At 60.4% G+C, this 25,978-nt stretch carries 24 protein-coding genes and 1 pseudogene; 11 read left to right on the forward strand and 14 right to left on the reverse strand.

The genetic code is table 11. The features are described 5' to 3' along the window. Nucleotides 1–41 precede the first annotated feature (41 nt). Nucleotides 42–1,115, reverse strand: coding sequence for a YeiH family putative sulfate export transporter (locus tag ACMGF7_RS15595; protein WP_049242528.1), 1,074 nt, complete (start codon nt 1,113–1,115; stop codon nt 42–44). A 192-nt stretch (nt 1,116–1,307) separates the two neighbouring features. On the opposite strand from ACMGF7_RS15595, the gene ACMGF7_RS15600 reads away from it, so the two are divergent. The 3 genes from ACMGF7_RS15600 to ACMGF7_RS15610 all read left to right on the forward strand — a co-directional run bounded on the left by ACMGF7_RS15600 (nt 1,308) and on the right by ACMGF7_RS15610 (nt 4,170). Continuing rightward, nucleotides 1,308–1,505 (forward strand): hypothetical protein, encoded by a 198-nt coding sequence (locus ACMGF7_RS15600; protein WP_021505918.1) that lies wholly within the window; start codon nt 1,308–1,310, stop codon nt 1,503–1,505. Between the two features lie 98 nt (nt 1,506–1,603). Further along, complete coding sequence (gene yieE / locus ACMGF7_RS15605) at nt 1,604–2,470, forward strand: DNA-binding transcriptional regulator YeiE (RefSeq protein ID WP_015378518.1); 867 nt, start codon at nt 1,604–1,606, stop codon at nt 2,468–2,470. A 221-nt stretch (nt 2,471–2,691) separates the two neighbouring features. Then, on the forward strand, nt 2,692–4,170 hold the full coding sequence (locus tag ACMGF7_RS15610) for an amino acid permease (RefSeq protein WP_033632569.1): 1,479 nt from the start codon (nt 2,692–2,694) through the stop codon (nt 4,168–4,170). Between the two features lie 45 nt (nt 4,171–4,215). On the opposite strand, the pseudogene ACMGF7_RS15615 reads toward ACMGF7_RS15610, so the two are convergent. Beyond that, a pseudogene (locus tag ACMGF7_RS15615) lies at nt 4,216–4,458 on the reverse strand (GGDEF domain-containing protein); the annotation flags it as partial. After that, nucleotides 4,431–4,604, reverse strand: a complete 174-nt coding sequence (locus ACMGF7_RS15620; protein ID WP_164095496.1) for a hypothetical protein — start codon at nt 4,602–4,604, stop codon at nt 4,431–4,433. The pseudogene ACMGF7_RS15615 and the gene ACMGF7_RS15620, both read right to left, overlap by 28 nt. A 364-nt stretch (nt 4,605–4,968) precedes the next feature. Between ACMGF7_RS15620 and ACMGF7_RS15625 the strand changes: the two genes are divergently transcribed. Together ACMGF7_RS15625 and ACMGF7_RS15630 are read left to right on the forward strand one after the other, a co-directional pair. Then, on the forward strand, nt 4,969–6,051 hold the full coding sequence (locus ACMGF7_RS15625) for a FecCD family ABC transporter permease (RefSeq protein ID WP_031300718.1): 1,083 nt from the start codon (nt 4,969–4,971) through the stop codon (nt 6,049–6,051). After that, nucleotides 6,048–6,836 (forward strand): ABC transporter ATP-binding protein, encoded by a 789-nt coding sequence (locus ACMGF7_RS15630; protein ID WP_049242523.1) that lies wholly within the window; start codon nt 6,048–6,050, stop codon nt 6,834–6,836. The genes ACMGF7_RS15625 and ACMGF7_RS15630 overlap by 4 nt, the downstream gene beginning before the upstream one ends. A 33-nt stretch (nt 6,837–6,869) precedes the next feature. On the opposite strand, the gene ACMGF7_RS15635 is transcribed toward ACMGF7_RS15630, so the two are convergent. The 5 genes from ACMGF7_RS15635 to puuR form a co-directional block, all read right to left on the reverse strand. Beyond that, nucleotides 6,870–7,793, reverse strand: coding sequence for a siderophore ABC transporter substrate-binding protein (locus ACMGF7_RS15635; RefSeq protein WP_420286504.1), 924 nt, complete (start codon nt 7,791–7,793; stop codon nt 6,870–6,872). A gap of 78 nt (nt 7,794–7,871) precedes the next feature. Next, complete coding sequence (locus ACMGF7_RS15640; RefSeq protein ID WP_164095494.1) at nt 7,872–9,860, reverse strand: ligand-gated channel protein; 1,989 nt, start codon at nt 9,858–9,860, stop codon at nt 7,872–7,874. Nucleotides 9,861–10,104: 244 nt separating this feature from the next. Beyond that, entirely contained in the window at nt 10,105–11,100 is a 996-nt protein-coding gene (locus tag ACMGF7_RS15645; protein WP_197798959.1) for an ABC transporter permease, read from the reverse strand. Then, complete coding sequence (locus tag ACMGF7_RS15650; protein WP_049242518.1) at nt 11,097–12,608, reverse strand: sugar ABC transporter ATP-binding protein; 1,512 nt, start codon at nt 12,606–12,608, stop codon at nt 11,097–11,099. The genes ACMGF7_RS15645 and ACMGF7_RS15650 overlap by 4 nt, the downstream gene beginning before the upstream one ends. Before the next feature lie 157 nt (nt 12,609–12,765). Next, complete coding sequence (gene puuR, locus ACMGF7_RS15655) at nt 12,766–13,323, reverse strand: HTH-type transcriptional regulator PuuR (protein ID WP_004935648.1); 558 nt, start codon at nt 13,321–13,323, stop codon at nt 12,766–12,768. Between the two features lie 395 nt (nt 13,324–13,718). Here puuR and ACMGF7_RS15660 point away from each other — a divergent pair, with 395 nt between their 5' ends. Both ACMGF7_RS15660 and ACMGF7_RS15665 read left to right on the forward strand, forming a co-directional pair. After that, nucleotides 13,719–15,137: a glutamine synthetase family protein gene (locus tag ACMGF7_RS15660; protein ID WP_420286505.1), complete on the forward strand. Its 1,419-nt coding sequence runs from the start codon at nt 13,719–13,721 to the stop codon at nt 15,135–15,137. Nucleotides 15,138–15,672: 535 nt separating this feature from the next. Continuing rightward, on the forward strand, nt 15,673–17,040 hold the full coding sequence (locus ACMGF7_RS15665) for an APC family permease (RefSeq protein ID WP_004935642.1): 1,368 nt from the start codon (nt 15,673–15,675) through the stop codon (nt 17,038–17,040). Between the two features lie 70 nt (nt 17,041–17,110). Here the strand turns inward: ACMGF7_RS15665 and sbcB are convergent, their stop codons facing one another. The 3 genes from sbcB to ACMGF7_RS15680 all read right to left on the reverse strand — a co-directional run bounded on the left by sbcB (nt 17,111) and on the right by ACMGF7_RS15680 (nt 19,078). After that, nucleotides 17,111–18,538: an exodeoxyribonuclease I gene (sbcB, locus tag ACMGF7_RS15670; protein ID WP_420286506.1), complete on the reverse strand. Its 1,428-nt coding sequence runs from the start codon at nt 18,536–18,538 to the stop codon at nt 17,111–17,113. 90 nt (nt 18,539–18,628) lie between these two features. Further along, complete coding sequence (locus ACMGF7_RS15675) at nt 18,629–18,817, reverse strand: DNA polymerase III subunit theta (RefSeq protein WP_004935635.1); 189 nt, start codon at nt 18,815–18,817, stop codon at nt 18,629–18,631. Nucleotides 18,818–18,871: 54 nt separating this feature from the next. Beyond that, entirely contained in the window at nt 18,872–19,078 is a 207-nt protein-coding gene (locus ACMGF7_RS15680) for a hypothetical protein (RefSeq protein ID WP_044030834.1), read from the reverse strand. 258 nt (nt 19,079–19,336) lie between these two features. On the opposite strand from ACMGF7_RS15680, the gene ACMGF7_RS15685 reads away from it, so the two are divergent. Continuing rightward, nucleotides 19,337–20,446 carry an SDR family oxidoreductase gene (locus ACMGF7_RS15685; RefSeq protein ID WP_004935629.1) on the forward strand — a complete coding sequence of 370 codons (1,110 nt, stop codon included), beginning with the start codon at nt 19,337–19,339 and terminating at the stop codon, nt 20,444–20,446. A gap of 36 nt (nt 20,447–20,482) precedes the next feature. Here the strand turns inward: ACMGF7_RS15685 and ACMGF7_RS15690 are convergent, their stop codons facing one another. Then, on the reverse strand, nt 20,483–21,229 hold the full coding sequence (locus ACMGF7_RS15690) for a S24 family peptidase (RefSeq protein ID WP_004935623.1): 747 nt from the start codon (nt 21,227–21,229) through the stop codon (nt 20,483–20,485). A 176-nt stretch (nt 21,230–21,405) separates the two neighbouring features. On the opposite strand from ACMGF7_RS15690, the gene ACMGF7_RS15695 reads away from it, so the two are divergent. The 3 genes from ACMGF7_RS15695 (at nt 21,406) to tmaR (ending at nt 23,813) form a co-directional block, all read left to right on the forward strand. After that, nucleotides 21,406–22,173: an N-acetylmuramoyl-L-alanine amidase gene (locus tag ACMGF7_RS15695; RefSeq protein WP_015378506.1), complete on the forward strand. Its 768-nt coding sequence runs from the start codon at nt 21,406–21,408 to the stop codon at nt 22,171–22,173. Between the two features lie 94 nt (nt 22,174–22,267). Next, nucleotides 22,268–23,335: an FUSC family protein gene (locus tag ACMGF7_RS15700; protein ID WP_033632575.1), complete on the forward strand. Its 1,068-nt coding sequence runs from the start codon at nt 22,268–22,270 to the stop codon at nt 23,333–23,335. 160 nt (nt 23,336–23,495) lie between these two features. Further along, nucleotides 23,496–23,813, forward strand: a complete 318-nt coding sequence (gene tmaR, locus ACMGF7_RS15705; protein WP_004935612.1) for a PTS system regulator TmaR — start codon at nt 23,496–23,498, stop codon at nt 23,811–23,813. A 158-nt stretch (nt 23,814–23,971) separates the two neighbouring features. Here the strand turns inward: tmaR and ACMGF7_RS15710 are convergent, their stop codons facing one another. Together ACMGF7_RS15710 and ACMGF7_RS15715 are read right to left on the reverse strand one after the other, a co-directional pair. Next, complete coding sequence (locus ACMGF7_RS15710; RefSeq protein WP_021505905.1) at nt 23,972–24,760, reverse strand: ABC transporter substrate-binding protein; 789 nt, start codon at nt 24,758–24,760, stop codon at nt 23,972–23,974. A 22-nt stretch (nt 24,761–24,782) separates the two neighbouring features. Then, entirely contained in the window at nt 24,783–25,964 is a 1,182-nt protein-coding gene (locus tag ACMGF7_RS15715) for a M20 aminoacylase family protein (RefSeq protein ID WP_197798961.1), read from the reverse strand. Nucleotides 25,965–25,978: the final 14 nt, after the last annotated feature.

Below are 25,978 nucleotides of genomic sequence, written 5' to 3' on the forward strand. Positions count from 1 at the left end.
GTGAAAAGCGGCGGCCCGCCGAAGCGGGCCGCCGAGGGCGATTACAGCAGGTGTTGCACCAGTTGGTTTATCGCGGCGCCGCCGACCAGCAGCCAGACGAACAGCAGCGTGGCCAGCAGAATCGGTTTCATCCCGGCCTGGCGCACGGCGCTGATGTGGGTGGTCAACCCCAGCGCCGCCATCGCCATTGCCAGCATCCAGGTGTCGGCGGTGATCAGATGGCGCACCAGCGTGGCCGGCAGCAGGTTGAAGGAGTTCAGCCCGGCGACGACGATAAACAGCACGGCGAACCACGGAATGGTGATGGCGGATTTTTCCGCCTTGCCTGCGCTGCCGCGGCTGATATAGCCCGACAGCAGCAGCAGGAACGGCGCCAGCATCATCACGCGGATCATCTTGGCGATCACCGCTGCATTTTCGGCGTCAGGCCCGATGGCGTGCCCGGCGGCGACCACCTGAGCCACTTCGTGAATGGTGGAGCCGGCGTAAATGCCGAAGGTTTCCTGGCTGAACGGCAACCACTGGAAGTGTTCATTCAACTGATACAGCCACGGGTAGGCGAAGATCGCCAGAGTGCCGAACACCACCACGGTCGAGACCGCTACCGCCACTTTGCTGGAGTCGGCCTTCAGCACCGGCTCGGTGGCCATCACCGCCGCCGCGCCGCAAATGCTGCTGCCGGCGCCGATCAGCATCGCGGTTTGGCTGTCGATGCCGAACACTTTCTTGCCGAGCCAGCAGGCCAGCAGGAAGGTGGTGATCAGGGTCAGCGCGTCGATGATGATGCCGCTGGCGCCGACGTCGGCAATCTGCTGAAAGGTCAGCCGGAAGCCGTAAAGGATAATGCCCAGACGCAGCAGCCGCTGTTTGGCCAGCTGCACGCCGCCGTGACAAACGGTTTGCCAGCGGGGGTACAGCGTGTTGCCCACCAGAATACCGAGCAGGATCGCTAGCGTCAGCGCCCCCAGCCCCAGCTCCGCCACCCAGGGAATATCGCCGGCCCAGACGGCCAGCGCGGTGAGCGCGCCGGTCAGCGCCAGCCCCGGCACCAGCCGCGGCAGGCCAAACAGCGGAAAGCGTCGCTCGGGGTAAGTGTGAGTGGTATCAGTCGCCATAAAAGTCAGTCCTTCAGTCTGTTTCTTGCTGCTAAGAGTACGTTTGGGCTGAATAAAAGAGAAATTGATTATATATTTATAACCTATCTGAATAAGTGGTATGGGATCAGGCATTGGCATACAGCCGCATTGCGGCTAGGGTGAGGAAGTGCGGCGAGCCGCCGTCAACTTTCCAACTAACAGGAGCAGGCGATGGATACCGACGATCAACGCAGAGAGCAGGTAGATCAGGAAGTGGGGCGCGCGGTGCGGCGGTTGATTGAAGAAAACAAGACGATCGACCGCGATCATCTCGCGGCGATGCTGCAATTGATACTGCGGGACGAAGCCGGCACGCCGCGAGAGCCGGTACTGGCCGCGGCGGCGCAGCTGGTCGCGTTGGGTAAATAGCGCGCCGAACTGGCCGCAAACAGGGTAGCCTGGCCGGGCTGCCCACATCACCATGTTGGGGTTCTCTGGCAGAACCTTCTTTCAATACCGGGACGGCTATGCATATCACGTTGCGTCAACTGGAAGTTTTCACCGAAGTGCTGAAAAGCGGTTCGACCACTCAGGCCTCGGTGGTGCTGGCGCTGTCGCAGTCGGCGGTCAGCGCGGCGCTGGCGGATCTGGAGGGGCAGCTGGGCGTGCAGCTGTTCGATCGCGTCGGCAAACGGCTGGTGATCAACGAACACGGCCGCTTGCTGTACCCCAAGGCGCTGGCGCTGCTGGAGCAGGCGGGGGAGATCGAGCAGCTGTTTCGCCATGATGGCGGGGCGCTGCGCATCGCCGCCAGCAGCACCATCGGCAACTATATGCTGCCGGAGATGATCGCCCGTTACCGCCGGGACTTTCCGGCCACGCCGCTGGAGCTGAACGTCGGCAACAGCCAGGACGTGATCGTGGCGGTGGCGGATTTTCGCGTCGATCTGGGGCTGATCGAAGGGCCTTGCCATATGCCGGAGCTGGTGACGCAGCCGTGGCTGGAGGACGAGCTGGTGGTGTTCGCTGCGCCGGATAACCCGCTGACCCGTCAACCGCCGACGCTGGAGGCGCTGGCGAATGCGCCTTGGATCCTGCGTGAGCGCGGTTCGGGCACTCGCGAGGTGCTGGATCATCTGCTGTTGGCGCACCTGCCGCACTTTCAGCTGGTGATGGAGCTCGGCAACTCGGAGGCGATCAAGCATGCGGTGCGGCACGGTATCGGCATCAGTTGCCTGTCGCGGCGGGTGGTGGCGGAGCAGCTGGCCAGCGGCGCGTTGGTGGAACTGCCGGTGCCGCTGCCGCCGCTGCGGCGCACCCTGTACCTGATCCGCCATCGGCAAAAGCACATTTCCAACGCGTTGCAGCGTTTTCTCAGCTATTGCGTGCTGTAATCGACAGCGCGTCACGTCTTCTATCGCCGCGCAGGCCAAAGAAAGCATAAAAACCTGCGCGCGCTCACATTAATGAGAGTAAGTAAGGCCATAAGGGGCGCGGCTAATAATTGCCTCTGAATTATGAAGCTATCTTATATCGGTGCAATGTTGCTAGTTCACCGGCGGGTATTTGTTACAATCCGCCCTCATTTTTCGAAGAGCAGATAGATAGGGAACGAATGGCTCAGCAGGATATAAAAACATCGGGGCAGCAAGCTCCCGGATTGCGCCGCGAGCTGAAAGCCCGGCATTTGACCATGATCGCCATCGGCGGCTCCATCGGCACCGGCCTGTTCGTCGCCTCGGGCGCCACGGTTTCTCAGGCAGGTCCCGGCGGGGCGCTGCTGTCTTACGCTCTGATCGGTTTGATGGTGTACTTCCTGATGACCAGTCTGGGCGAACTGGCGGCCTTTATGCCGGTCTCCGGTTCATTCTCCACCTACGGCGCCAAATACGTGGAAGAAGGCTTCGGCTTCGCACTGGGCTGGAACTACTGGTACAACTGGGCGGTGACCATCGCCGTTGACCTGGTGGCTTCGCAATTGGTGATGAGCTACTGGTTCCCGGACACGCCCGGCTGGATCTGGAGCGCGCTGTTCCTCGGCCTGATGTTCCTGCTGAACTACATTTCGGTGAAAGGGTTCGGCGAGGCGGAATACTGGTTCGCGCTGATCAAGGTCAGCACCGTGATTATTTTCATCGCCGTCGGCGTGCTGATGATTGTCGGCATTCTGAAAGGCGGCGAGCATGCCGGCTGGCAGAACTGGACCATTGGAGATGCGCCGTTCGCCGGCGGCTTCTCGGCGATGATCGGCGTGGCCATGATCGTCGGCTTCTCGTTCCAGGGCACTGAACTTATCGGCATCGCGGCCGGCGAATCGGAAAACCCGGGTAAAAATATTCCGCGCGCGGTGCGTCAGGTGTTCTGGCGTATCCTGCTGTTCTATATCTTCGCCATCCTGATCATCAGCCTGATCATTCCGTATACCGATCCGAGCCTGCTGCGCAATGACGTGAAAGACATCAGCGTCAGCCCGTTCACCCTGGTGTTCCAGCATGCCGGCCTGCTGTCGGCGGCGGCGGTGATGAACGCGGTGATCCTGACGGCGGTGTTGTCGGCCGGTAACTCGGGCATGTACGCATCGACCCGCATGTTGTACACCCTGGCGTCGGAAGGCAAGGCGCCGCGCATCTTCGCCAAGCTGTCGAAAGGCGGCGTGCCGCGCAACGCGCTGTACGCGACCTGCGTGGTAGCCGGGCTGTGCTTCCTGACCTCGATGTTCGGCAACCAGTCGGTTTACCTGTGGCTGCTGAATACCTCGGGCATGACCGGCTTCATCGCCTGGTTGGGCATCGCCATCAGCCACTACCGTTTCCGTCGCGGTTACATGCTGCAGGGGCGCGATCTCAACGACTTACCGTACCGTTCCGGGTTCTTCCCGCTGGGGCCGATCTTCGCCTTCGTGCTGTGCCTGATCATTACCCTGGGCCAGAATTACCAGGCCTTCCTGCAAGACAAGATTGACTGGTACGGCGTGACCGCGACCTACATCGGCATTCCGCTGTTCCTGCTGATTTGGTTCGGTTACAAGCTGTCGCAAGGCACCCGTGTCGTGAAGTATAGCGAAATGGAATTCCCGAAGATGGACGTGAAGTAATCTTCGGTGAGTGACTCGCGGCGGGGGCTCCCGCCGCGTTTTGGTTTACTTTTTCCCGCCTTTGGCTTCCGCCAGCGCCTGCTGCGCCGAGCTCATCGAACTCTCTACCGTAGCGTAATGCTGCGTCAGCGCCAAAATGCCGGCGTTAAGCCGCATGTTCACCTCGCCGAACGCGCCAAAATCGTAGGGCGCCTCCAGCGGCGGCACAATGCGCGCCAGAAACTCGCTTTCCGCTCCGTAGGGCAGATCGTGCATCAGAATCAAAAACGGGCCGCCACCCCCACGGCATTCAGCCTGGGGGGGAGAGGAGAGGGCGTCAGCGTGAGACGCAGCTGGCGTTGAAACGGTTCGTCATCGGCGTACAGCGGGCTGTGCAACAGCCAGTTCAGCAGCGCCGGGCGTTTGGGCGTTACCGCCGGAGATGGGCTTCTCATTACAGCCTCGTCAATAAGGCCGTTCTTGCGGCGGCCTGAAAGTTTTTTGCATGCGCGGTGCTGTGGTTTTGGATTCTATGTGGTTTTGCCGCTATTTGTCAGAGTCTGGTCGGATCAGGAATAATTTTCAGAATAATTAACCTACTGGCCGTTGGCGGGGGAAATCGTGGTGGTTTGAAAAATGGCGATAAAAAACAAATTATTACATATCGACAACGCCGTTTTCACCTATTGATATGATTGATAAGTATTATCGTTTGCTTTATTGTGGGCGGCTGCGCGCAGGCGGTCGCCGTGCGCTTTCCGGTTTACGGCGGACGCCTTCGCGCCGCTGTCATGATGGTTGTAACAGGTATCTTAACGAATGAGCGTATCCACCGATCCCATGACTGACGCCAAGGGGCAACCCAACGCCGGCGTGATGGGGCGTTATCAGCATATTCTTCGCCATCGCCTGTTGATGATGGGCGTGTTGGCACTGGCGATCCTGGGTTCGCTGCTGCTGGATTTCACCATGGGGCCATCCGGCCTGTCGCTGTCGTCTTTGTGGCAAACGCTGCTTGATCCCGCCGCGGCCGATGCCGGCACGCGGGTGATCGTCTGGGACATCCGCTTGCCCTATGCGCTGATGGCGGTGGTGGTGGGCTTTGCGCTCGGCCTGGCCGGGGCGGAAATGCAGACCATCCTGAATAACCCGCTGGCCAGTCCCTTCACCCTCGGCGTGTCTTCCGCCGCGGCCTTTGGCGCCGCGCTGGCGATCGTGCTCGGCATCGGCATTCCGGGCATTCCCGATCAGTGGTTCATCTCCGCCAACGCCTTTATCTTTGCGCTGTTCGCTGCGCTGATGCTCGACGGCATCACGCGCTGGACGCGGGTCGCCACCTCCGGCGTGGTGCTGTTCGGCATCGCGCTGGTGTTTACCTTCAACGCGCTAGTCTCGATGATGCAGTTCATCGCCAGCGAGGACACGCTGCAGGGGCTGGTGTTCTGGACCATGGGCAGCCTGGCGCGCGCCTCGTGGGACAAGCTGGGCATTCTGTTCGGGGTGTTCGCCGTGCTGCTGCCGTTGTCGATGATGAGCTCGTGGAAACTGACCGCGCTGCGTCTGGGTGAAGACAGGGCGGTGAGTTTCGGCATCGACGTGCGCCGTCTGCGGCTGACCACGCTGCTGCGCATCAGCATTCTCTCGGCGCTGGCGGTGGCCTTCGTCGGGCCGATCGGCTTTATCGGCCTGGTGGCGCCGCACATCGCCCGCATGATCTTCGGCGAAGATCACCGTTTCTACCTGCCGGCCAGTGCGCTGATTGGCGCGCTGGTGTTGTCGATGGCCTCGGTGGCGTCGAAAAATCTGGTGCCCGGCGTGATCATTCCGGTGGGCATCGTCACCTCGCTGGTCGGGGTGCCGTTCTTCCTGAGCATTATTCTGCGCCATCGGGGGAACGTATGAATCAGGGCTTGCGCATAGAAAACTTCTCGGCGGGCTATCCGAAGCGTCAGGTGATCGACAATCTCTCGGTGCCGATGCTGCCGCGCGGGCAAATCACCGTGCTGCTGGGGCCGAACGGCAGCGGCAAATCGACGCTGCTGCGTTCGCTGGCCGGGCTGAACCCGGCGCAGGGCAAGCTGTGGCTGGACGATGACGATCTGATGCAGATGCCGTTCGCCCGTCGGGCGGAGAAAGTGGTGTATCTGCCGCAGTCGCTGCCCGCCGGAGTGCATCTGCACGTGTTGGAGTCGATTATCGTGGCGCAGCGCGCCTCGGGCGGCCGCAGCAACGCCGGCAGCGAAGCGGAAGTGATGGCTTTGCTGGAACAGCTGGGCATCGCCCACCTGGCGCTGAGCTACCTCGATCAGCTGTCCGGCGGCCAGAAACAGCTGGTGGGGTTGGCGCAGTCGCTGATCCGTCAGCCGTCGCTGCTGCTGCTGGATGAGCCGCTGAGCGCGCTCGATCTCAACTATCAGTTCCACGTGATGGATTTGGTGCGCCGTGAAACCCGCAAGCGCAATATCGTGACGGTGGTGGTGGTGCATGACATCAATATCGCGCTGCGTCACGGCGACCACGTGCTGATGCTGCAGGATGGCGATCTGATCGCCGACGGCGCGCCGGAGCAGGTGATTACGCCGCAGAGCCTGGCGCGGGTCTACGGCGTGCGCGGGCGTATCGAACGCTGCTCGCAGGGCACGCCGCAGGTGCTGATAGACGGCCTGGTAAACCAGCCGACGATTTAATCCAGGAAAAAGCCCGGCATCGCCGGGCTTTCTTTATCGCGCAGCGTGGGTTAGCGCCTCGCTCACGCGTTCAACAACGTGCTGAGCGGTGACGATGCCGCCGGACAGATAAACCTCGGCCGCCGGCAGGTAAACCACCTGGCCTTTCTTCACCGCTATGGTTTTCTTCAGCGCGGTGGTGGTAAGGATTTTCTGCGGCGCCACCGCGTTCGGCCGCCCGGTCGCGGCGTCCCTGTCGATGATGAACAGCCAGTCCGGATTCAGTTTGGCCACCTGCTCAGGCGTCAGCTTGTTGCCGCGCACGTCTTTTTCATCGGACTGCAACGCGGACGCGAAGCCGAGGGCGTCATAGACGAAGCTGAAACGGCTCTTGGGGGCGTAAGCGCTGATCTTGCCGCCGGAGAACAGCACCACTAGCCCGCGTCCGGCCTGGGCGGCCTGCGGTTTGACCGCCGCGATCTGCGCATCCAGCTTATCGACCGCCGCCTGCGCCTGTTGCTGCTTATCGAACAGCTCGCCCAGCTGCAGCGTGCGCTGTTTCAGGCTGCCCAACTGATCCTGCTGATCGACGGACATATTCAGCGTCGGCGCCAGCGCGTTCAGCTCGTCATAGGCTTTGGACGCCCGGCCGGCGATCAGGATCAGATCCGGTTTGGCGGCGCGCAGCACGGCCATATCCGGCTCGAACAGGGTGCCGGCATTGAGGTATTTGTCGTCCTGATAGCGCTTCAGGCTATCCGGCAAATTCTTACGGTTGCCGGGCAGCGCCAGCGGTTCGACGCCCAGCAGCTGCAGCGTTTCCAGCGAGGCGTAATCCAGCACCACGATGCGCTGCGGGTGTTTCTTCACCTCGGTGCTGCCGTTCAGGTGCTGGACGTTGACGGTGGCCGGGGCCGCCGGCGCGTCGGTTTTGCTGTGGCAACCCGCCAGCGCCATCGCGGCCAGCAGGGCGATCATCAGGGGGAGCGGCGTAATTTCATGGGGCTTCCTCACTGTGATGGAATGAAAAGGGCGCGCAGCGCGCGCCCGGGGGCATCAGAAGTTGTAGGTCATGCCGACGGTGTAACGGCGGCCGTCCAGCGTGGTGCGGTAGTGATCGTAATCCACGGTCTTGTCGAGAATGTTGTAGACCCCGCCGGTCAACTGCAGGTTTTTCGCCGCCTGGTAGCTCAGGCCCGCATCGACGAAGGTGTAGGACGGGGTGCTGGTCTCCATCGACGTGCGGCTCAGGTAGTCTGAGGTGCGGCTGCGGAAGTTAACGCGCGACCACAGGCTGAGGTCTTGCGTGGCCTGCCAGTCCAGCACGGTGTTGAGCATATGCTTCGGCATCTGGTTCAGCGCCTTGCCCTGGAACTCGCCGCTCTTCTGCTCGGAAGCGGTGTAGGTGTAGTTGGCGTTCCACTTCCAGTCTTTGTTAATCTGCCAGCCGAAGGTGGCTTCTACGCCGCGCATATTGGCTTTGTCGACGTTGACGCGATCGCTGATAAAGTCGTAGACGTCATTGCCGATCTTACAGTCCGGCGTGTCTTCGCAGCGGCGCACTTCGGTGATCTTGTTCTTGAAGTCGGTGTTGAAGACGGTGACCCCGGCGTTGACGCCTTTCAGGCTATCCCACATCAGGCCGATCTCTTCGCTCAGGCTCTTCTCCGGCTGCAGATCCGGGTTGCCGACGATGATGCCTTTACGCACGCCGCCGCCGGTGACCTGGCCCCAGTTGGCGGAGGATTGGCGCAGGTCCGGCGATTTGTAGCCGGCGGAGACGCCGCCTTTCAGCGTCCACTGTTCGGTCAGGTGCCAGACCCCGTACATGCGCGGCGTCCAGTGGCTGCCGAAGTTTTCGTCCTGATCCATGCGGATGCCGGTCGTCAGACTGAAGTCGTTGGTCAATGCCCACTCATCTTCGGCGAACAGCGCCCAGCTCCAGCGCGTCAGCTTGCTGAGACCTTGCGCCGATTCAAGCTGGTTGCCGCTGTCGCTCAGTTTTTCATAGCGATACTGACCGCCGAGGTTCAGCATGTGTGAACCCAGCTCGAACTGGTTCTGGGTGTTGAAGATGGTGTTGTACATCTTCATTTTGCGGCCCGGGTTGTTGGTCTCTTCCCGCTGAACGTAGCTGGTGGAGTTGCCGAAGTCGTAATAGCCGTTGTGGGTCAGCGCGTAGTTGGTGCGCGTATACAGGCTTTCGCTGCGCGATGTCGGCGTGCATTTGCCTTTGCTGCAGCGTTCCGCTACCACCGATTTGCCCGGCGTGCTGTTGCGATCCTGCAGCGAACGACCGATTTCGAAGTCGAATTCGTTTTTCTCGTCCGGGGTCAGGGTGAACACCGCGGTGCCGCTGCGCATGCGCTGCTCGTTGTAACCGTTGGTGATTTTATCTTCGGCGCGGCGCGACAGCAGGCCGTTGACCCGCAGGCCGAGCAGGCCTTCAACCAGCGGGCCGGAGGCGTAGGCGTTGGTCTGGAACAGATCGCCGGAATCGCGGTTTTCCTGAAGGGTGGCGTCGCCGTGCAGCGAGCCTTTCCACTCGGTGCGCGAGGTTTTGCGGGTGATGACGTTGATCACGCCGCCCATGGCGTCGGAACCGTACAGCGAAGACATCGGCCCGCGCACCACTTCGATACGTTCGATGGCTTCCATCGGCGGCAGCCAGCCCTGTTCGATGCCGGCGTTATCGCTGTTCGGCCGGGTGCCGCGGGTGTCGACGCGCTTGCCGTCCACCAGGATCAGCGTGTACTTGGAAGACATGCCGCGAATGCTGATGTCGCTGCTGCTGGCGCCGCCGGTGACCACTACGCCCGGCACGTCTTTCAGCGCGTCGGTCACGTCGCGATAGGCCTTATCTTCGATCTGCTGGCGCGGGATCACCGAGATGGAGGCGGCGGAGTCCTGAATTTTTTGCTGGAAGCCGGAGGCGGTGACGACCATGGTGTCTTGGGTGTCGTCCTGCGGCGCGGCCAGTGCGGCGGTGGCGCTGAGTGAGGCGATCACCAGAGCGGCGAGCTTGCTGTAACGTGGCGTTTCCATGAGGTAAACCTTTCCTGGATTGAAGTGAAAGTAATTAACCAATTGAATTTCTAATGAAATAATTCATCGTTCGCTGAGAAATCCGTCGCTTCGTCAGCGTTGCGTGAGGCCATTGTAAGGATTTTTTACTGAATGTAAACGCTAATGATAATTCATATCATTTATATGCTTGTTATTCTGGCGGGAAAGAGTAACCGGATGAATTAAAGGGAAAAGCGGCGCAGCAGACGTGCGCCGGAGAGGCTCAGCGTTTCTGGATATAGGTGATGGTCAGCGCCAGCGCCAACACCAGGCCTTTGATAATGTCCATGGCGTAGTAGGGCACCGAGAGCATCACCAGGCCGTTTTGCAGCACGCCGAGGATCACCGCGCCGATCAGGGTGCCGAGCGCATTGGGTTTGCCGGCGCCGGCCAGCGAGAAGCCGATATAGGCCGCCGCCACCGCGTCCATCAGATAGCCGCCGCCGGCATTGACCTGCGAAGAGCCAATACGTGACGCCAGCAAGATGCCGCCAAGCGCCGCCAGCCAAGAGGAAATGACGTAAGCGGCAACCCTGTAACGTACGGTTCGGATGCCCGACAGACGCGCAGCCTCGGGGTTGCCGCCGATGGCGTACATGCGGCGGCCGTGCTTGGTCAACGACAGGAACAGCTGCACCGCCACGGTGACCGCCAGCATGATCAGCACGATCACCGGCACCTGACCGAGAGCGGCAAACACTTCCGGGATCGGGCCTTCCGCCATGTCGCCGTTCGGCAGCACCATGTTTTGGGTGATGGAGCCGCCGTAGCTGTAAGTCATCGCCACGCCCTGGATCACGAACAGGCTGGCCAGTGTCGCCAGCATATCGGGAATTCTGAACACCACGATCAGCAGGGCGTTGAACAGGCCGACAAGCGTGCACAGCAACAGCGTCACTACGATGGCGCCGGTGGTGCCGAACCCGTGCCAGACGAACAGCGAAATCACCAGCGCGTTGGCCAACGAGGCGGTCGAACCGACCGACAGATCGAAACCGCCGACCGACAGCGAGATAGAGACGCCGATGGCGATCACCGTCACGATGGCGATCGAACGCAGGATATTGATGATGTTGTTGGCATCGAGAAAGTTGTCCGACGCCAGACCAAACAGGGCGATCAGCGCCGCCACGGTCAGCAGCATGCCCCACTTGTAGAGGAAATCAAACAGCTGTTGGCGCCAGCGCAGCGCAGGCCGCAAGGCAAATTCTTTACTCACGCAGGGGTTCCTCCGGTGGAATAGAGCAATAAGGTTTCTTCGTCGATGTCGGCGGCGTTCAATTCCGCCACGATGCGGCCGTCCCACAGCACGCAGATGCGATCGCACAGGCCAATCAGCTCGGCGAACTCGCCGGAGGCGTAAATCACGCCTTTGCCGGCGCGGGCCAGGCCGTCGATCAGGCTGAACAGCTCCTGTTTGGCCTTGATGTCCACGCCCTTGGTCGGCTCATCGAAGATCAGCACCTCGGCGTCGCCGCGCAGCCATTTGCCGATCGCCACTTTTTGTTGATTGCCGCCTGACAGGCGCGCCAGCCGCTGTTGCGGGCCGGAGGCGCGAATATTCAGACGCTGCATGATCTCGCGCGCCCAGCGCAGCTCTTGCCGCCGGCTGAACAGGCTCCAGCGCGAGAAGCTGTCGTCGGCGCTGACGCTCAGGTTCATCGGGATCGCCTCGTCGATGAAAATACCTTCTTTGCGGCGTTCTTCCGGCACCAGCGCCAATCCTTGTTCGACCGACAAATGCGGCGCGCGTGGCACCCAGGGCTGCCCGCGCAGTTCGCCGCGCTCGAGCTGCGCGGCGCTGGCGCCGAACAATGCCTTGCACAGTTCGGTTTTGCCCGCCCCGGCCAGCCCGGCGATGCCGAGGATCTCGCCTTCATGCAACCGCAGCGAAACGTCGCGCAGCTTATGGCGATCGTGCAAGCCCTGCACCTGCAGCAGCGTTCGCTCAGGGTGTGGCGGGCGCGGCGGCGGGAAGATGTCGTCCAGCCGATGGCCGAGCATCTTCTCGACGATCTGTTCACCGCTCAGCCCGCGCATGGCGTCTTCGCTGACGCGCCGGCCGTCGCGCAGCACCGTCAGCCGATCGCAAATGTCGCTCAGTTCATGGATGCGGTGGGAAATAAACACGATGCCGATGCCTTCGGATTGCAGGCGGCGCACCACGTTAAACAGGCGCTCGCTCTCGGCGCGATCGAGCGGCGCGGTCGGTTCATCGAGCACCAGAAAACGGCAGCGGTGCGACAGCGCGCGCGCCAGCAGCACCTGCTGTTTTTCCGCCAGCGTGCAGTCCGCCAGGCGTCTGCGCGGGTTGAGCGGCAGCGCCCATTGCTGCAGCAGCTGCGCGGCGCGGCGGTGCAGCTCCGCCCAGTTCAGCCAGTGGCCCGGCTCGTTCAGCCAGTCCAGCATGATGTTTTCCGCTACCGACAGCGTGGGGATCAGCGCGACGTCGACCTCTTGCTGCACCACGTGAATACCGTGACGGCGCGCCTGCAACGGGGAGTGGATCGCCACCGGCTGGCCGTCGATCAGGATCTCGCCGCGATAATGATCGTGGGCGCCGGAGAGGATCGCCATCAGCGTCGACTTGCCCGCGCCGTTGGCGCCGACCAGCGCATGGATTGATCCGCCCTGCAGCGTGAAGTCCACGTCCTGTAGCGCGTTGAAGCCGGCGAAGGCGATCGAGATATTGCGCATCTCGAGGCGTGAAGGCGTTGCGGTTGACATAGGGTGTTAAGGCCGTTTAGATGTTTAGATGGCTGTTTTACTCTGTTGTAACACAGATTGCGCCGTTGGCAACCCACAAAATGGCATAACGGCGATGAAAAAAGCGTGGGTGGGCAGGGGCGCAACCCGCGTCAGGCTGCGCCGGTGCGAGAAGCGGTCAGAAGGTGGTAGGGGTGTGTGCGCTGACGATGCGGCAAACGCGAGCCGACGTATTGCTGAAGCTGTGCGGAATGCCGGTGTTGATGGCGTAACTCTGACCGGCGCTCAGGCAATAGCTCTGGCCGTTGATGGTCAGCACGATCTCGCCCTCCAGCAGGGTGCCGATCTCTTCGCCCTGATGCTTGATCTTTTCGCCGGTGGTGGTGCCGGGCTGGTAGGTTTCCAGCATCATCGCCAGGTTGCGCGTCGGGCTGCCGTTGTGCACCAGCTTCATCGACACCCCCTGGCTGCCGATCTCAATCAGATCCTCGGCGTCGATCACCACGCGCGGCTCGTCGACGGCCTCCGGTTCGGCAAAGAATTCCGACAGCGACAGGCCATACACCTTCAGCAGCTTTTGCAGCGTGCTGATGGCCGGGCTGACCTTGTCCTGTTCGATGGTGCTGATCGCACTGTGGGTTAACCCGGACAGTTCGGCGACCCGGCGCTGCGACAAACCCAATTGCTGACGGATCTGTGACAGGCGTTTGCCCGGTGCCAAGCTGGCTTCGCTCATAGCGGTACTTCCTTCTGGTAGGGGCGACAGGCAGACATGAATATCGTTACCGGGCGCCTGTCTGGGCGATAACGATGCTGCATGATATCGATAGTTAGGGCAGGTTTGGAAAATATATTGCCCATGTTCACTCTCGGTGCGTTGGACGAAATAGTTGACGTAAAAATGGCAGCAAGGCCTTTTCGGTCAATATTTTATCAATTTAGCAGCCGGTGGTGAATAATCAAACAGGATTGTAACATTTGCAAACCCATTCTGTTAAGACTATGTTTCATATTGTGGATGTTATTTTGAGCGCCCGGCAGCGGCGCGACCTGGTGAGAAATCCAATCATGTGTTGAATCGAACGGCGGACGGGCGCCAACGCGCCTTAAGAGCATAATGGCGGGTGACGTATGCAAACCAATAGCGCAGCAGTTGAACATTTTGCACAGCATCATGAAGAGAGGCGAAGTAGCGCGTTCCAAAATGAGGTCGCTCATTATTTGGAACGCCATCCCGCCACGCAGTATATCGATATCCTTCTCACCGATCTCAATGGTTCCTTCCGCGGCAAACGCATACCCGTCTCAGGGTTGAAAAAACTGGAAAAAGGCAGCTACTTCCCCGCGTCGGTGTTCGCTATGGACATCCTCGGCAACGTGGTGGAGGAGGCCGGCTTTGGGCAGGAACTCGGCGAGCCGGATCGCATTTGCCTGCCGGTGCCCGGTTCGCTGACGCCGTCGGCCGCCGATCCGGAGCATATCGGCCAGGTGTTGCTGACCATGCTGGATGAAGATGGCACTCCCTTTGACGTTGAACCCCGTAATGTGCTGAACCGCGTGTGGCAGGCGCTGCGACAGCGCGGCTTGTTCCCGGTGGCAGCGGTAGAGCTGGAGTTTTATCTCATCGACAGGCAGCGCGACGCAGAAGGCGATTTGCAACCGCCGTGTGCGCCTGGCACGCAGGAGCGCAACACCCAAAGCCAGGTGTACTCCGTCGATAACCTGAACCATTTCGCCGAGGTGCTGAACGATATCGACGCGCTGGCGAAGCTGCAGGGGCTGCCGGCGGACGGCGCGGTGGCGGAGGCCTCGCCGGGGCAATTCGAGGTCAACCTGCGTCATACCGACGATATCTTGCTGGCCTGCGACCACGCGCTGGCGTTGAAACGGCTGGTGCGGCTGGTGGCCGAGAACCACGGCATGCACGCCACCTTTATGGCCAAGCCCTATGAGGATTACGCCGGCAGCGGCATGCACGTGCACGTCAGCATGCAGGACGGCGCGGGCAACAACCTGTTCGCCGACGCCGAAGGCGAGGATTCGCCGCTCTTGAAACAGGCGCTGGCCGGGATGATCACCCTGATGCCGGCGTCGATGGCGCTGTTGGCGCCGAACGTCAATGCCTATCGGCGTTTCCAGCCGGGGATGTATGTGCCGATCCAGGCCGCCTGGGGCCACAACAATCGCACCGTGGCGCTGCGCATTCCCTGCGGCGAACCGGAGAATCATCGGGTGGAGTACCGCGTGGCCGGCGCCGACGCCAACCCCTATCTGGTGATGGCGGCGATCCTGGCCGGCATGTTGTACGGGTTGGACAACGCGCTGCCGTTGCCTGAGCCGGTGACCGGCAACGGGCTAGAGCAGGAGGGGCTGCCGCTGCCGATCCGCCAGAGCGATGCGCTGTACGAGTTTGAACATCAGCACGCGTTGACCCACTATCTCGGCGAGCGTTTCACCCAGGTTTATCACGCCTGCAAGACGGACGAATTGCTGCAGTTTGAACGGCGGGTGACGGAAACCGAGATCGACTGGATGTTGAAAAATGCCTGAATGGGCGTATAAAGTAAGAAGTATGTGCGGGCGACCGGCCTGCCGGTAGCGGATTAATTCGCCTGCCGGGCTGGTTTTCCGTTCGATCGACAAAAAGAATTTGTATTTGAGGGCTTCCGGATCTTGTCATCCGGAGGCATTCTGGTGCAAAATATCTCAAATGCAGATAGCCGACGTTTTGAAAGCGTCGGTTATTTTTTTTGCATTAAGTTTTACCAACGTAGCGTTTCATACACCAAGCGAGGCCGGACACCGATCCGGATAGATAAATAGTTTCGTGCACGATCAAACAAAACTTTATGGTCGTGACTCATGAGGATTAGAAAGATGGGGCAATTTTTCACTTTAGCGCCGGTGCCCGCCGGTTTCCGCTGTGGCCGCAGCGACTATGGAGCAGCCGAGGTTACCTCGACCCGTTATCCAGCTTACAATCCCCTTCTTTTAGAATTAAGTCGCTCGTTGCGAAGTTTCCCCGCAACCTTAAGTCTTGGCGTGTCCGCCATCCGCAAGGCTCAAGGTAAGGGGGGGCTGAACAATGTCCGATAACACCCTTAACGCCGCTCCGGCTCAGCGCACTCAGCTGCGTAAAACCCTGACATTAGTTCCGGTAGTGATGATGGGTCTGGCTTATCTGCAGCCAATGACCATCTTCGATACCTTCGGCATCGTATCCGGCCTGACCGATGGTCACGTCGCGACCGCGTACGCCTTCGCTCTGCTGGCGATCCTGTTTACCGCCCTGAGCTACGGCAAGCTGGTGAAGAAGTTCCCTTCCGCCGGTTCCGCCTACACTTACGCCCAGAAAGCCATCAGCCCGCACGTCGGCTTTATGGTGGGTTGGTCATCGCTGCTGGACTACCTGTTCATGCCGATGATCAACATTTTGCTGGCCAAGATTTACCTGGAAGCGATCTTCCCGGGCGTCCCGTCCTGGATCTTCGTGGCGGTGCTGGTCGGGTTGATGACGATTTTCAACCTGCGCGGCATCAAGCTGGTGGCCAACCTGAACTCCATCATCGTGGTGGTGCAGGTGGCGATCATGATCGTGTTCCTGGGGCTGGTGATCAACGGCGTTTACCACGGCGAAGGCGCCGGTACGCTGGTCAGCAGCCGCCCGTTCTGGTCCGATAACGCTCACGTGGTGCCGATGATTACCGGCGCGACCATCCTGTGCTTCTCGTTCCTGGGCTTCGACGGCATCAGCTCGCTGTCCGAAGAAACCAAAGACGCAGAGAAAGTGATCCCGAAAGCCATCTTCCTGACGGCGCTGATCGGCGGCATCATCTTTATCGTGGTGTCTTACTTCGTGCAGCTGTATTTCCCGGACATCTCGCGCTTCAAGGATCCTGACGCGTCGCAGCCTGAAATCATGCTGTACGTGGCGGGCAAGTTCTTCCAGTCGGTGATCCTGGTGTTCTCCTGCGTGACGGTATTGGCGTCAGGCATGGCGGCGCACGCGGGCGTTTCGCGTCTGATGTACGTGATGGGCCGCGACGGCGTGTTCCCGACTCGCTTCTTCGGCTATGTGCATCCGAAGTGGCGTACCCCGGCGCTGAACGTGCTGCTGGTTGGCGCCATCGCGCTGTCCGCGGTGTCGTTTGACCTGGTGACCGCGACCGCGCTGATCAACTTCGGTGCGCTGGTGGCCTTCACCTTCGTCAACCTGTCGGTGATCTCGCAGTTCTATATTCGCGACAAGATGAACCGCACCGTGAAGGACACGTTCAACTACCTGATCCTGCCGGTGATGGGCGCACTGACCGTCGGCGCGCTGTGGATCAACCTGGAAGCCAGCTCGATGACGCTGGGCCTGGTTTGGGCGGCCATCGGTCTGATCTACCTGGCCTTCGTCACCCGCAGCTTCCGTCTGCCGGTGCCGCAAGCGAGCGAAGACGCCGCCTAAGCGCGAGCCGCTCCTCAGCCACAAAAAAGGCCGCTTTCGCGGCCTTTTCCTTTTCTGCTTGCTGCGGGTTTTATCCCACCAACTCTTTGCCGTAATCGAACAGCGCTTTCAGCAGGGCGGTTTTCTCTTTGTCGCCTTCGTGCAGGTTATACAGTGATTCGAGCTGCAGCAGGTAACTCTGCACGCGCTCCGCGCTTAAGGCTTCCTGACGATGTTGCAGCCAGCGGCGCTGCTCGGCGTCGTCCAGCGTATTCGGGTAGTTGCGCGCGCGGAAGCGGAACAGCAGCTCTTTCATGCGGCTGTCGCTGAAGGCCAGATCCAGCGCCGGCAGGTTCTGCGGCTTGGTCTGCTGGATAATCCTCATCGCCGCCTTGTCGGCGTCGCTGAAGAAACCGTCGTACAAGCGGGCGTCGACGTCCTCGGAACCTTTGAACGGCTCGGCTTCGGCGAACAGCGCCACCACTTTCTCGCGCACTTCCGGGTGCTGTTTCAGCAGCTGCAGATTTTGCAGGCACGCCTGACGATCGATGCCCAGCCGCTCGGCGTTCTCCGGCAGCAGGGTTTTGGCCGGCGCCAGCACCGGGCATTTGTTGATGTGCACCAGCTTGATCGGCACCGGCGCCTGATCCGGCGCCAGATCGTCGCGGCGGGTGTACAGCCGTTCACGCAGCTGCTCAGCGCTCAGCGTCAGCAGCGGCGTCATGTCGCCGGCGAGATCGCACATGATCACCGCGTTTTTGTTGTCCGGGTGCCAGGCCAGCGGCGACACCCAGCTGGTGTTGCCGCGCGCCGCGCCGAACATGCCGGAGACGTGCACCAGCGGCGTCATTTCGGCGACGTCGATCAGGGCGTTCAGTTTGTGCTTGTTGCGGTGCTGCAGCAGGAAATCGAACAGCCGCGGCTGCGCCTGCTTAACCAGCTTGGCCATGGCGATGGTGGCGTATACGTCTGACATCGCGTCGTGAGCCTGCGTGTGTTCGACGCCGTTGGCGCGCGTGAGGTGTTCGAGGCGGAAGCTGGGGAAACCGTCTTCGTTTTCCGGCCAGACGATGCCGTCCGGGCGCAGGGCGTAGCAGGCGCGCATCACATCCAGCAGATCCCAACGCGAGTTGCCGTTTTGCCAGCTGTAGGCGTAGGGATCGTAGAAGTTGCGATAGAAGATATTGCGGCTCACTTCGTCATCGAAGCGGATGTTGTTGTAACCGAGAATGCAGGTGCCGGCCACGCTGAAGGCCTGATGGATTTGGCGGGTGAACTCGGCTTCATTAACGCCTTTGGCGCGCGCCACCTGCGGCGTGATACCGGTAATCATCACCGCCTCCGGTTCCGGCAAGTAGTCGTCGGCCGGGGCGCAGTAGATGACCAGCGGCTCTTCGATAATGTTGAAATCCATATCGGTGCGCACGCCGGCGAACTGCGCCGGGCGGTCCAGCGACGGGCTCTTGCCGAAGGTCTCGTAATCGTGAATGTAAAATGTGGCCGTTGCCTTGCTGCTCAAAATCGCGTCTCTTCAGTGGCGGATACAATATGTCTCTATTGTAACGGCGTGGGGAGCGATGCCAAGCGGCGGTTAGCGAAATGCGCGCAATTACGCACGGCGATAGTAATCCAGCCGCTGATGAAAGTAGGGGAGCAGGTGGTCGGGGATCTGTTGTTCCGTTTCCGTCTGGGTCGAGGCGATGCCGTAGCGCTCGTTGTAGATCACGCTGATGGCCAGCAAATCGGTTTCTATTTTCTCGCGTTGCGCCTGCGGTAAGCTATCCAGCTTTCGAGCCATCGTTATCTCCCTGTTAATCTTAGGGTATAATAGGATCGTTAGCCGGTCTTGTCCCTACCCATTCCGGGGGGCGGCGGAGGCCTGAACGCTTTGCTGCGGGCAGGGGGGCAGACTGTGGCGGGCGGCGAACTCGCTCTGCGCCTGGTGCGCATTGAGGCGATCTGCCCGATTATACAGCGAACAGGCGCCGCTTATCACTGCCGCCCAAAACAGGGTGCACAGCAGCAAAACCCCCAACCAGATTTTTTGGTTATAGGTCATAAGTCCTCCACGGACGCTAAGAGAAATAACATTGACCATTAAATTAAATCAGGGGTTACATCAATGGTATTTAAACAGTAGGGATTAATCGTAATCTTGTCCCGACTCTTTTGTTACTAAACCCATGATGGATGTTTCAAAAGATTCCTTAAGATAATATTAAGAAAAGTGTTTAAGGGCGCCGTAATTCTATTTAATATTTGTTTAAATATCCGCGGATACAATCAACCACATTCAATGCCAATGTGGGTGACAATGATGAAAACGCTACTGTTGACCGGCGCTACCGGCTTTCTTGGTGGTGCGGTTCTCGAAAAATTATTGATTGAAAATCAGTCTGTTAATTATCTTTTGCTGGTGCGTGCAGACGATGCGCAGCAAGGGCTGGCCCGTATTCGCGCGAATATGGAAAAGTTTAATATCGATGCGAATCTGCTGTCTAAAATTACGATTGAAAATATATTATTGGGCGACCTTTCCGAGCCGGCCGACTTTTTAACTGACGCGCGTATTAACAATGTTACGCACGTTATTAACTGCGCGGCCGTCGCTTCATTTGGTAATAACCCGCTCATTTGGAAGGTAAACGTAGAAGGCACTCTGGCCTTTGCCGAAAGAATGGCGCAGGTGCCGGGATTAAAACGTTTCCTGCACGTCGGCACCGCCATGTCCTGTTCGCCGGAGCCGGGTTCGCTGGTGGCGGAGAGCGGCGAGTTTGAGGAAGACGCCGAACACCTGGTGGAATATACCCGTTCCAAATCCACCATCGAACAGCTGATGCGCCAGCGCTGCCCGCAAATGCCGTTGACCATCGCTCGTCCGTCGATCGTGGTGGGGCACACCCGCCTGGGCTGCCAGCCTTCCAGCAGCATTTTCTGGGTGTTTGGCATGGCGCTGATGCTGCGCAAGTTCATGTGCTCGCTGCAGGACAATATCGACGTGATCCCGGCGGACTACTGCGCGGATGCGCTGGTGATGCTGATGAACAGCGAAACGCTGGAGAACGACGTTTATCACATCTCCGCCGGTGAGGAGAGCAGCGTCAGCTTTGCCGAAATTGACAACGCCATGGCGGCCGCGCTGGAAAAAGCGCCGGTGGGCGATGAGTATGCGCAGGTGACCTATGACGCGCTGGTGAAAATGCGCCGCCAGCTGAAAGACATTTTCGGCCCGTGCAACGAGCGGCTGATGCTGAAGGCGATGCGCCTGTACGGCTCGTTCGCCATGCTCAACGTGCGTTTCAGCAACGAGAAGATCCTCAAGCTGGGCATGCCGAAACCGCCGCGTTTCACCGACTACATCGCCGGCTGCGTGCAGTCGACGCGCGGGCTGTCTATCCAGCAGCAGATGGTGGTGGACTTCAAATAACCGCCGGGCGCAACGGGCGCCCGAGGTTATCGTCCGTTACCAGGACGAAGACGACCAGAAGACGCGGCCGAGCACCACCAGTTGCTCCTTGCGCTGCTGATAGCTGAGATGCTCGTCCTGGTACTCTTCCCGGTTGAGGGAGCGGATGACGACGCCGCCGTCCGGCTGTTCGATCAGCACCTTCACCCGCAGCAAATTGCCGTGGCGTATGGCGTAGGTCTTGCCCTCGCGGATGCGCGTGTCGTCGGTATTGATGCCGACCACGTCGCCGTCCTGCAGACGCGGTTCCATGCTGGAGCCGGAGATGCGGATAATGCGCGCGGCGTTGACCGCCACCCCCATCTTGTGCAGATAGTAACGGCGGAAGATCAGCGAAAACTCCTCGCGATCGACGATTTCGTAGCAGCCGTCGCCGGCGGAAAAATCGATATCCAGCAGCGGGATCTCCACAAACTCTTCCTTGTCTTGTTCGGTATCTTCCCATACCACCGGTTTCAAACGGGCGGGCTGGAAGTCCGACTCCGCCGCCACGTTGTCAAACGGGCGCACCAGCTGCTTTTCATGAAACACGTCGAACCAGCCCTTGGGCAAATTCAGCCTGGCCTCGATCCGCCTGGCCAGATTGTCGCCAAGATTGCGGGAGGATTTCTCCCCGATGATTTGGCTCAGCGTCGGCGCGGAAGACTCAACCAGCGTGGCGAACTCATTCTGGTTGACGCCTTGCCGGGCGTAGCGGGCCATTAATTCGCGCAGATTGTTGCGCCTGATTTCTTTAGTTTCCATCGTGCAATGATCGCACTCTTTAGCAAAAAGGTAAATAACGATTTTGCTAAAAAACGCTTGCGCATGATTTAGCAATTAGCTAAAACAAAAAGGGTGAGCCAAGGGTTCACCTGTGCGGAGCGGCCTGTCATGATGAGAGACCGCTCAGTGAAATCAAACGAGAGAGGGACTTTACGATGTACAAGATTGATTACAATAGCTACCGATCGGTCGCCAGCTTCGGCCACCGCGTGCGCTTTCTGGTGCTGCACTACACGGCGCAAAACTTCGCCGACTCGGTGACGTCATTGACCGGAAAATCGGTCAGCGCGCACTATCTGGTGCCGGATCCGACCGATGCCACCTATCAGGCCGCCGGCTTCAGCGGCGTGCGCATTTTCAACCTGGTGGACGAGAACGAGCGCGCCTGGCATGCCGGCACCAGCCAGTGGGGCACCCGCAGCAATATCAACGACACCTCGATCGGCATCGAGATCGTCAACCTGGCGAGCGGCGACGGTGGAAACATCACCTTCCCGCCGTTCAATCCGCAGCAGATCGAGGCGGTCACCCAGCTGGCGCAGAACATCCTGCAGCGTTATCCGGACATCTCGCCGGTGAACGTGGTGGCGCACTCCGACATCGCGCCGGGCCGCAAGAGCGATCCGGGCCCGCAGTTCCCGTGGCAGCAGCTGTATCAGGCCGGCGTCGGCGCCTGGTATGACGAAGCGACCAAGCAGCAGCGCCAGCAGGAATACTGCAGCCAGGGTCTGCCGGCGCAGGCTGAGCTGCTGAAACTGTTCGCCCAATACGGCTACGACACCTCGGCGGCGAACACCGCAGAAGGCTATCGCCAGCTGGTGCGCGCGTTCCAGCTGCACTTCCGTCCGCAGAAGTATGACGGCGTGATGGATGTTGAAACCGCCGCCGTTCTGCGCGCGCTGGTCGACAAATACGTCGCCTGAGCCTGAGTGCGAATGAGGGACGCCTCATTCGCCTTTTCCTTGCCGGGCTTCCTCCGCTAAAATAGCGGCCTGGCTGGTGTTTATCGGAGGCACTGTGCGCCTCGATCGAAAAATCTCTTCACTTGAACTGCTGACCTATCGCCACTATCGCATCGTTCACGGCGTGCGCATCGGGCTGGCGTTTATCCTGACCTTTCTGCTGATCCGCCTGCTGGCGGTGCCCGAAGGCACCTGGCCGCTGATCACCTTGGTGGTGGTGATGGGGCCGATCTCGTTTTGGGGCAACGTGCTGCAGCGGGCGCTGCAACGCATTGCCGGCACGGTGTTCGGCGCGGCTTCCGGCCTGATCGCCCTGTATCTGGAACTCTATTCGCTGCCGCTGATGCTGGCATGGTGCGGCGTGGTGATGTTCGTCTGCGGTTACCTGACGCTCGGCAAACGGCCGTATATGGCGCTGCTGGTGGGGATCACGCTGGCGGTGGTGTGCGGCGCGGGCGCCGGTGACATGCACACCGCGCTGTGGCGCAGCGGCGACGTGATCTTCGGCTCGCTGCTGGCGCTGCTGTTCACCAGCATCTACCCGCAGCGCGCCTATATTCTGTGGCGCATGCAGATGGCGGACTGCCTGCAAACCGCCGCCCGCCTCTACGGCGCGTATTTTTCGCCGAACGTCATTGAGCGGCCGCGGCTGGAGCCGCAGCTCAAAGATCTGTTGAATCAGGTGGTGAAGCTGCGCAGCCTGATCGTGCCCGCCAGCAAGGAAACCCGCATCCCCAAAGCGGTGTTCGAGGCGGTGCAAACCCTCAGCCGCAATCTGGTGTGCACGCTGGAGCTGATGGCCGACGCCTACTGGGCCTCGCGCGAAACGCACTTCATTATGTTGAACGCCCGCACGCTGCGCAGCACCCAGCTGCTGACGCTGAGCTCGCTGGAGTCGTTGGCGGTGCTGATGCGCGAAGGGCCGCAGGCGCAGCGGCAGGCGGCGGCGGGGCAGTTGGCGGAGATCGCCGGCGAGCTGAAAACGCTGATGCAAGAGGTCAGCCTTGGCCAGCACGGCGAAGCGCCGATTTACGGCTATGTCTGGCTCAGCATGGAGCTGGCGCAGCAGTTGGAGGAGTTGGGGGATTTGCTCCAGGTTTGCACCGCCGCCGGGCGCGAATAAGGGGTCAGATCATGAAGGCGGCGCTTTGGGTTTTGGCCGCCGGGGCAAAGTGGGTAAGATAAGCCAATCACTGTTGTGCCGGACCGCCACAAACCTGTATCTTGGTGCCATGTGGCCGTAAGCAAATGAATCTGTGTATTACTAAAGCAAGGGTATAAAGATGGATAATGCAAATAAGCCGAGTTTCCAGGACGTGCTGGAGTTTGTGCGTATGTTCCGCCGCAAAAACAAACTGCAACGCGAGATCGTCGACAACGAAAAGAAAATTCGTGATAACCAGAAGCGCGTGCTGCTGCTCGACAACCTGAGTGAGTACATCAAGCCCGGCATGAGCATTGAAGACATTCAGGGCATCATCGCCAACATGCGCAGCGACTACGAAGATCGCGTTGATGACTACATCATCAAAAATGCCGATCTGTCCAAAGAACGCCGCGAGCTGTCCAAAAAGCTGAAAGCGATGGGCGAAGTGAAGTAACCCGCTTTAGCGGGCCGGGCGTCCTGCCTGGCCCGCATCCTTGTCCCGCCTGATTTTCCGTTCTTGCCGACACTGCCGTTTCCGTTGGGGCGTTCCCCGGCGGCCGAAGGCGCCTCCCCATCCTGCAGGACCTGCAGGTGACCGCCGGGGAACGCGTGTTACTGCTCCGCGCCGTACATGTCGAAGTCGAAATACTTGTCGTTGATTTTCTTGTAAGTGCCGTTGGCGCGGATCGCCTGCAGCGCGGCGTTGAAGGCGTTAAGCAGCGCGGTATCCTCTTTGCGCACCCCGATGCCGTCGCCGACGCCGAAGTACTTGCTGTCGCTCAATTCGGCGCCGATAAAGGCAAAGTCTTTGCCGCCGGGCGTTTTGAAGAATTCGCTGGCGCTGACGCTGGCCAGCAGCGACGCATCCAGGCGGCCGTTGGCCAGATCTTCGTTCACCTCCTGCTGGCTTTGGTAGGCGACCACGTTGACGCCGGCCGGCCGCCACAGCGCGTTGGCGTAGGTCTCCTGGCTGGAACCTTGCTGCACGCCGACCGATTTGCCCTTCAGCGAGGCGGCTGTAGGCTGCAGATTGCTGCCTTTATGCGCCACCAGCCGCGCCGGGGCGTTGGAGACTTTGCTGGAGAAAGCGATCTGCTGCCGGCGCTGCGGCGTAATGGTCATCGACGAGGCGATGGCGTCGAACTTCTTCGCCTGCAGGCCGGGGATCATGCCGTCCCAGCTGCTTTCCACCCACACGCATTTGGCCTGCATCTGGTCGCACAGCGCCTGGGCGATATCGACGCCGAAGCCGGTCAGCTTGCCCTGCGGATTTTTATACTCCAGCGGCGGAAAGGTGGGATCGATGCCCAGCTTGATCACTTTGCCGCTGAATTCACCGCTCAGCGCGGGAAAGCTCGCGGCCAGCGGCAGCAACAACAACAGCCCTTTGATGATTTTCATGTCATTTCCTCTGTGTTGGCGATTAAACCGCGGGGCGAGCCAAAAAGCGCTCGACCAATTTGACCCAGTAAGTGGCGCCCAGCGACAGACTGTCGTCGTTGAAGTCATAACCGGGGTTGTGCAGAGAATTGTCCGGCGTGGCGGGGCCGTTGCCGATAGAGATGTAGCTGCCCGGGCACTTCTCCAGCATAAAGGCAAAATCTTCGCTGGCGGTGAACGGCCGCAGCGTGGGGATCACCCGGCTCTCTCCGGCCCATTCCAGCGCCACCGCGCGCGCCAGTTCGGTTTCTGCCGGGTGGTTCACCAGCACCGGGTAGCCGTGCTGATAGTCGATCTCCGCGCGGGCGCCGAAGCTGGCGGCCTGCGCCGTGACCAGTTCGGTGATGCGCTGTTCCAGCCGCGCACGCACCGCCGCCGTCAGCGCGCGCACGCTGAGCGTCAGGGTGGCGGTCGCCGGGATCACGTTGGCGGCCTGGCCGGCCTGCATCGCCCCCACGGTGACGATCGCCGTTTCCTGCGGATCGATATTGCGCGCCACGATGGTTTGCAGGCTCATAACGATGGCTGCGCAGGCCACCACCGGATCGACGGTGCTCTGCGGCACCGCGCCGTGGCCGCCGTGGCCGTGCAGGGTGATGTGCACCGTATCGGCCGAGCACATGAAGGGGCCGCCGGCGAAGCCCAGGTGGCCGGTGGGTAAGCCGGGCACGTTGTGCATGGCGAACACCGCGTCGCAGGGGAAGCGCTCAAACAGGCCGTCTTCGATCATCACTTTGGCGCCGCCGCCGCCTTCTTCCGCCGGCTGAAAGATCAGGTGCAGCGTGCCGCAAAAGTTCGGCTGCCGCGCCAGATAGCGCGCCGCCGCCAGCAGCATGGCGGTGTGCCCGTCGTGGCCGCAGGCATGCATCACCCCGGAATGGGTGCTGGCGTAAGGCAGTTCGGTGGTTTCGGCAATCGGCAGGGCGTCCATGTCGGCGCGGATGCCGAGCGATTTTCCCGGCCCGCGCTGCAGTGTGGCGACAACGCCGGTTTGTCCTACGCCGCGCGTGACGCGGTAACCCCATTCCTCCAGCCGCCGCGCCACCAGATCCGAAGTGGCGAACTCCTGGAATCCCAATTCCGGGTGGGCGTGAATATGGCGGCGAAGGGCGACCATCTCATCATGAACGGCGGCGATCTCAGGCAGTAGCAGTGAATGCATCATCACGGTCTCCGGCA

The sequence above is a fragment of the Serratia sp. BNK-17 genome (assembly GCF_048684935.1).
In the GTDB taxonomy this organism is placed as follows: domain Bacteria; phylum Pseudomonadota; class Gammaproteobacteria; order Enterobacterales; family Enterobacteriaceae; genus Serratia; species Serratia nematodiphila.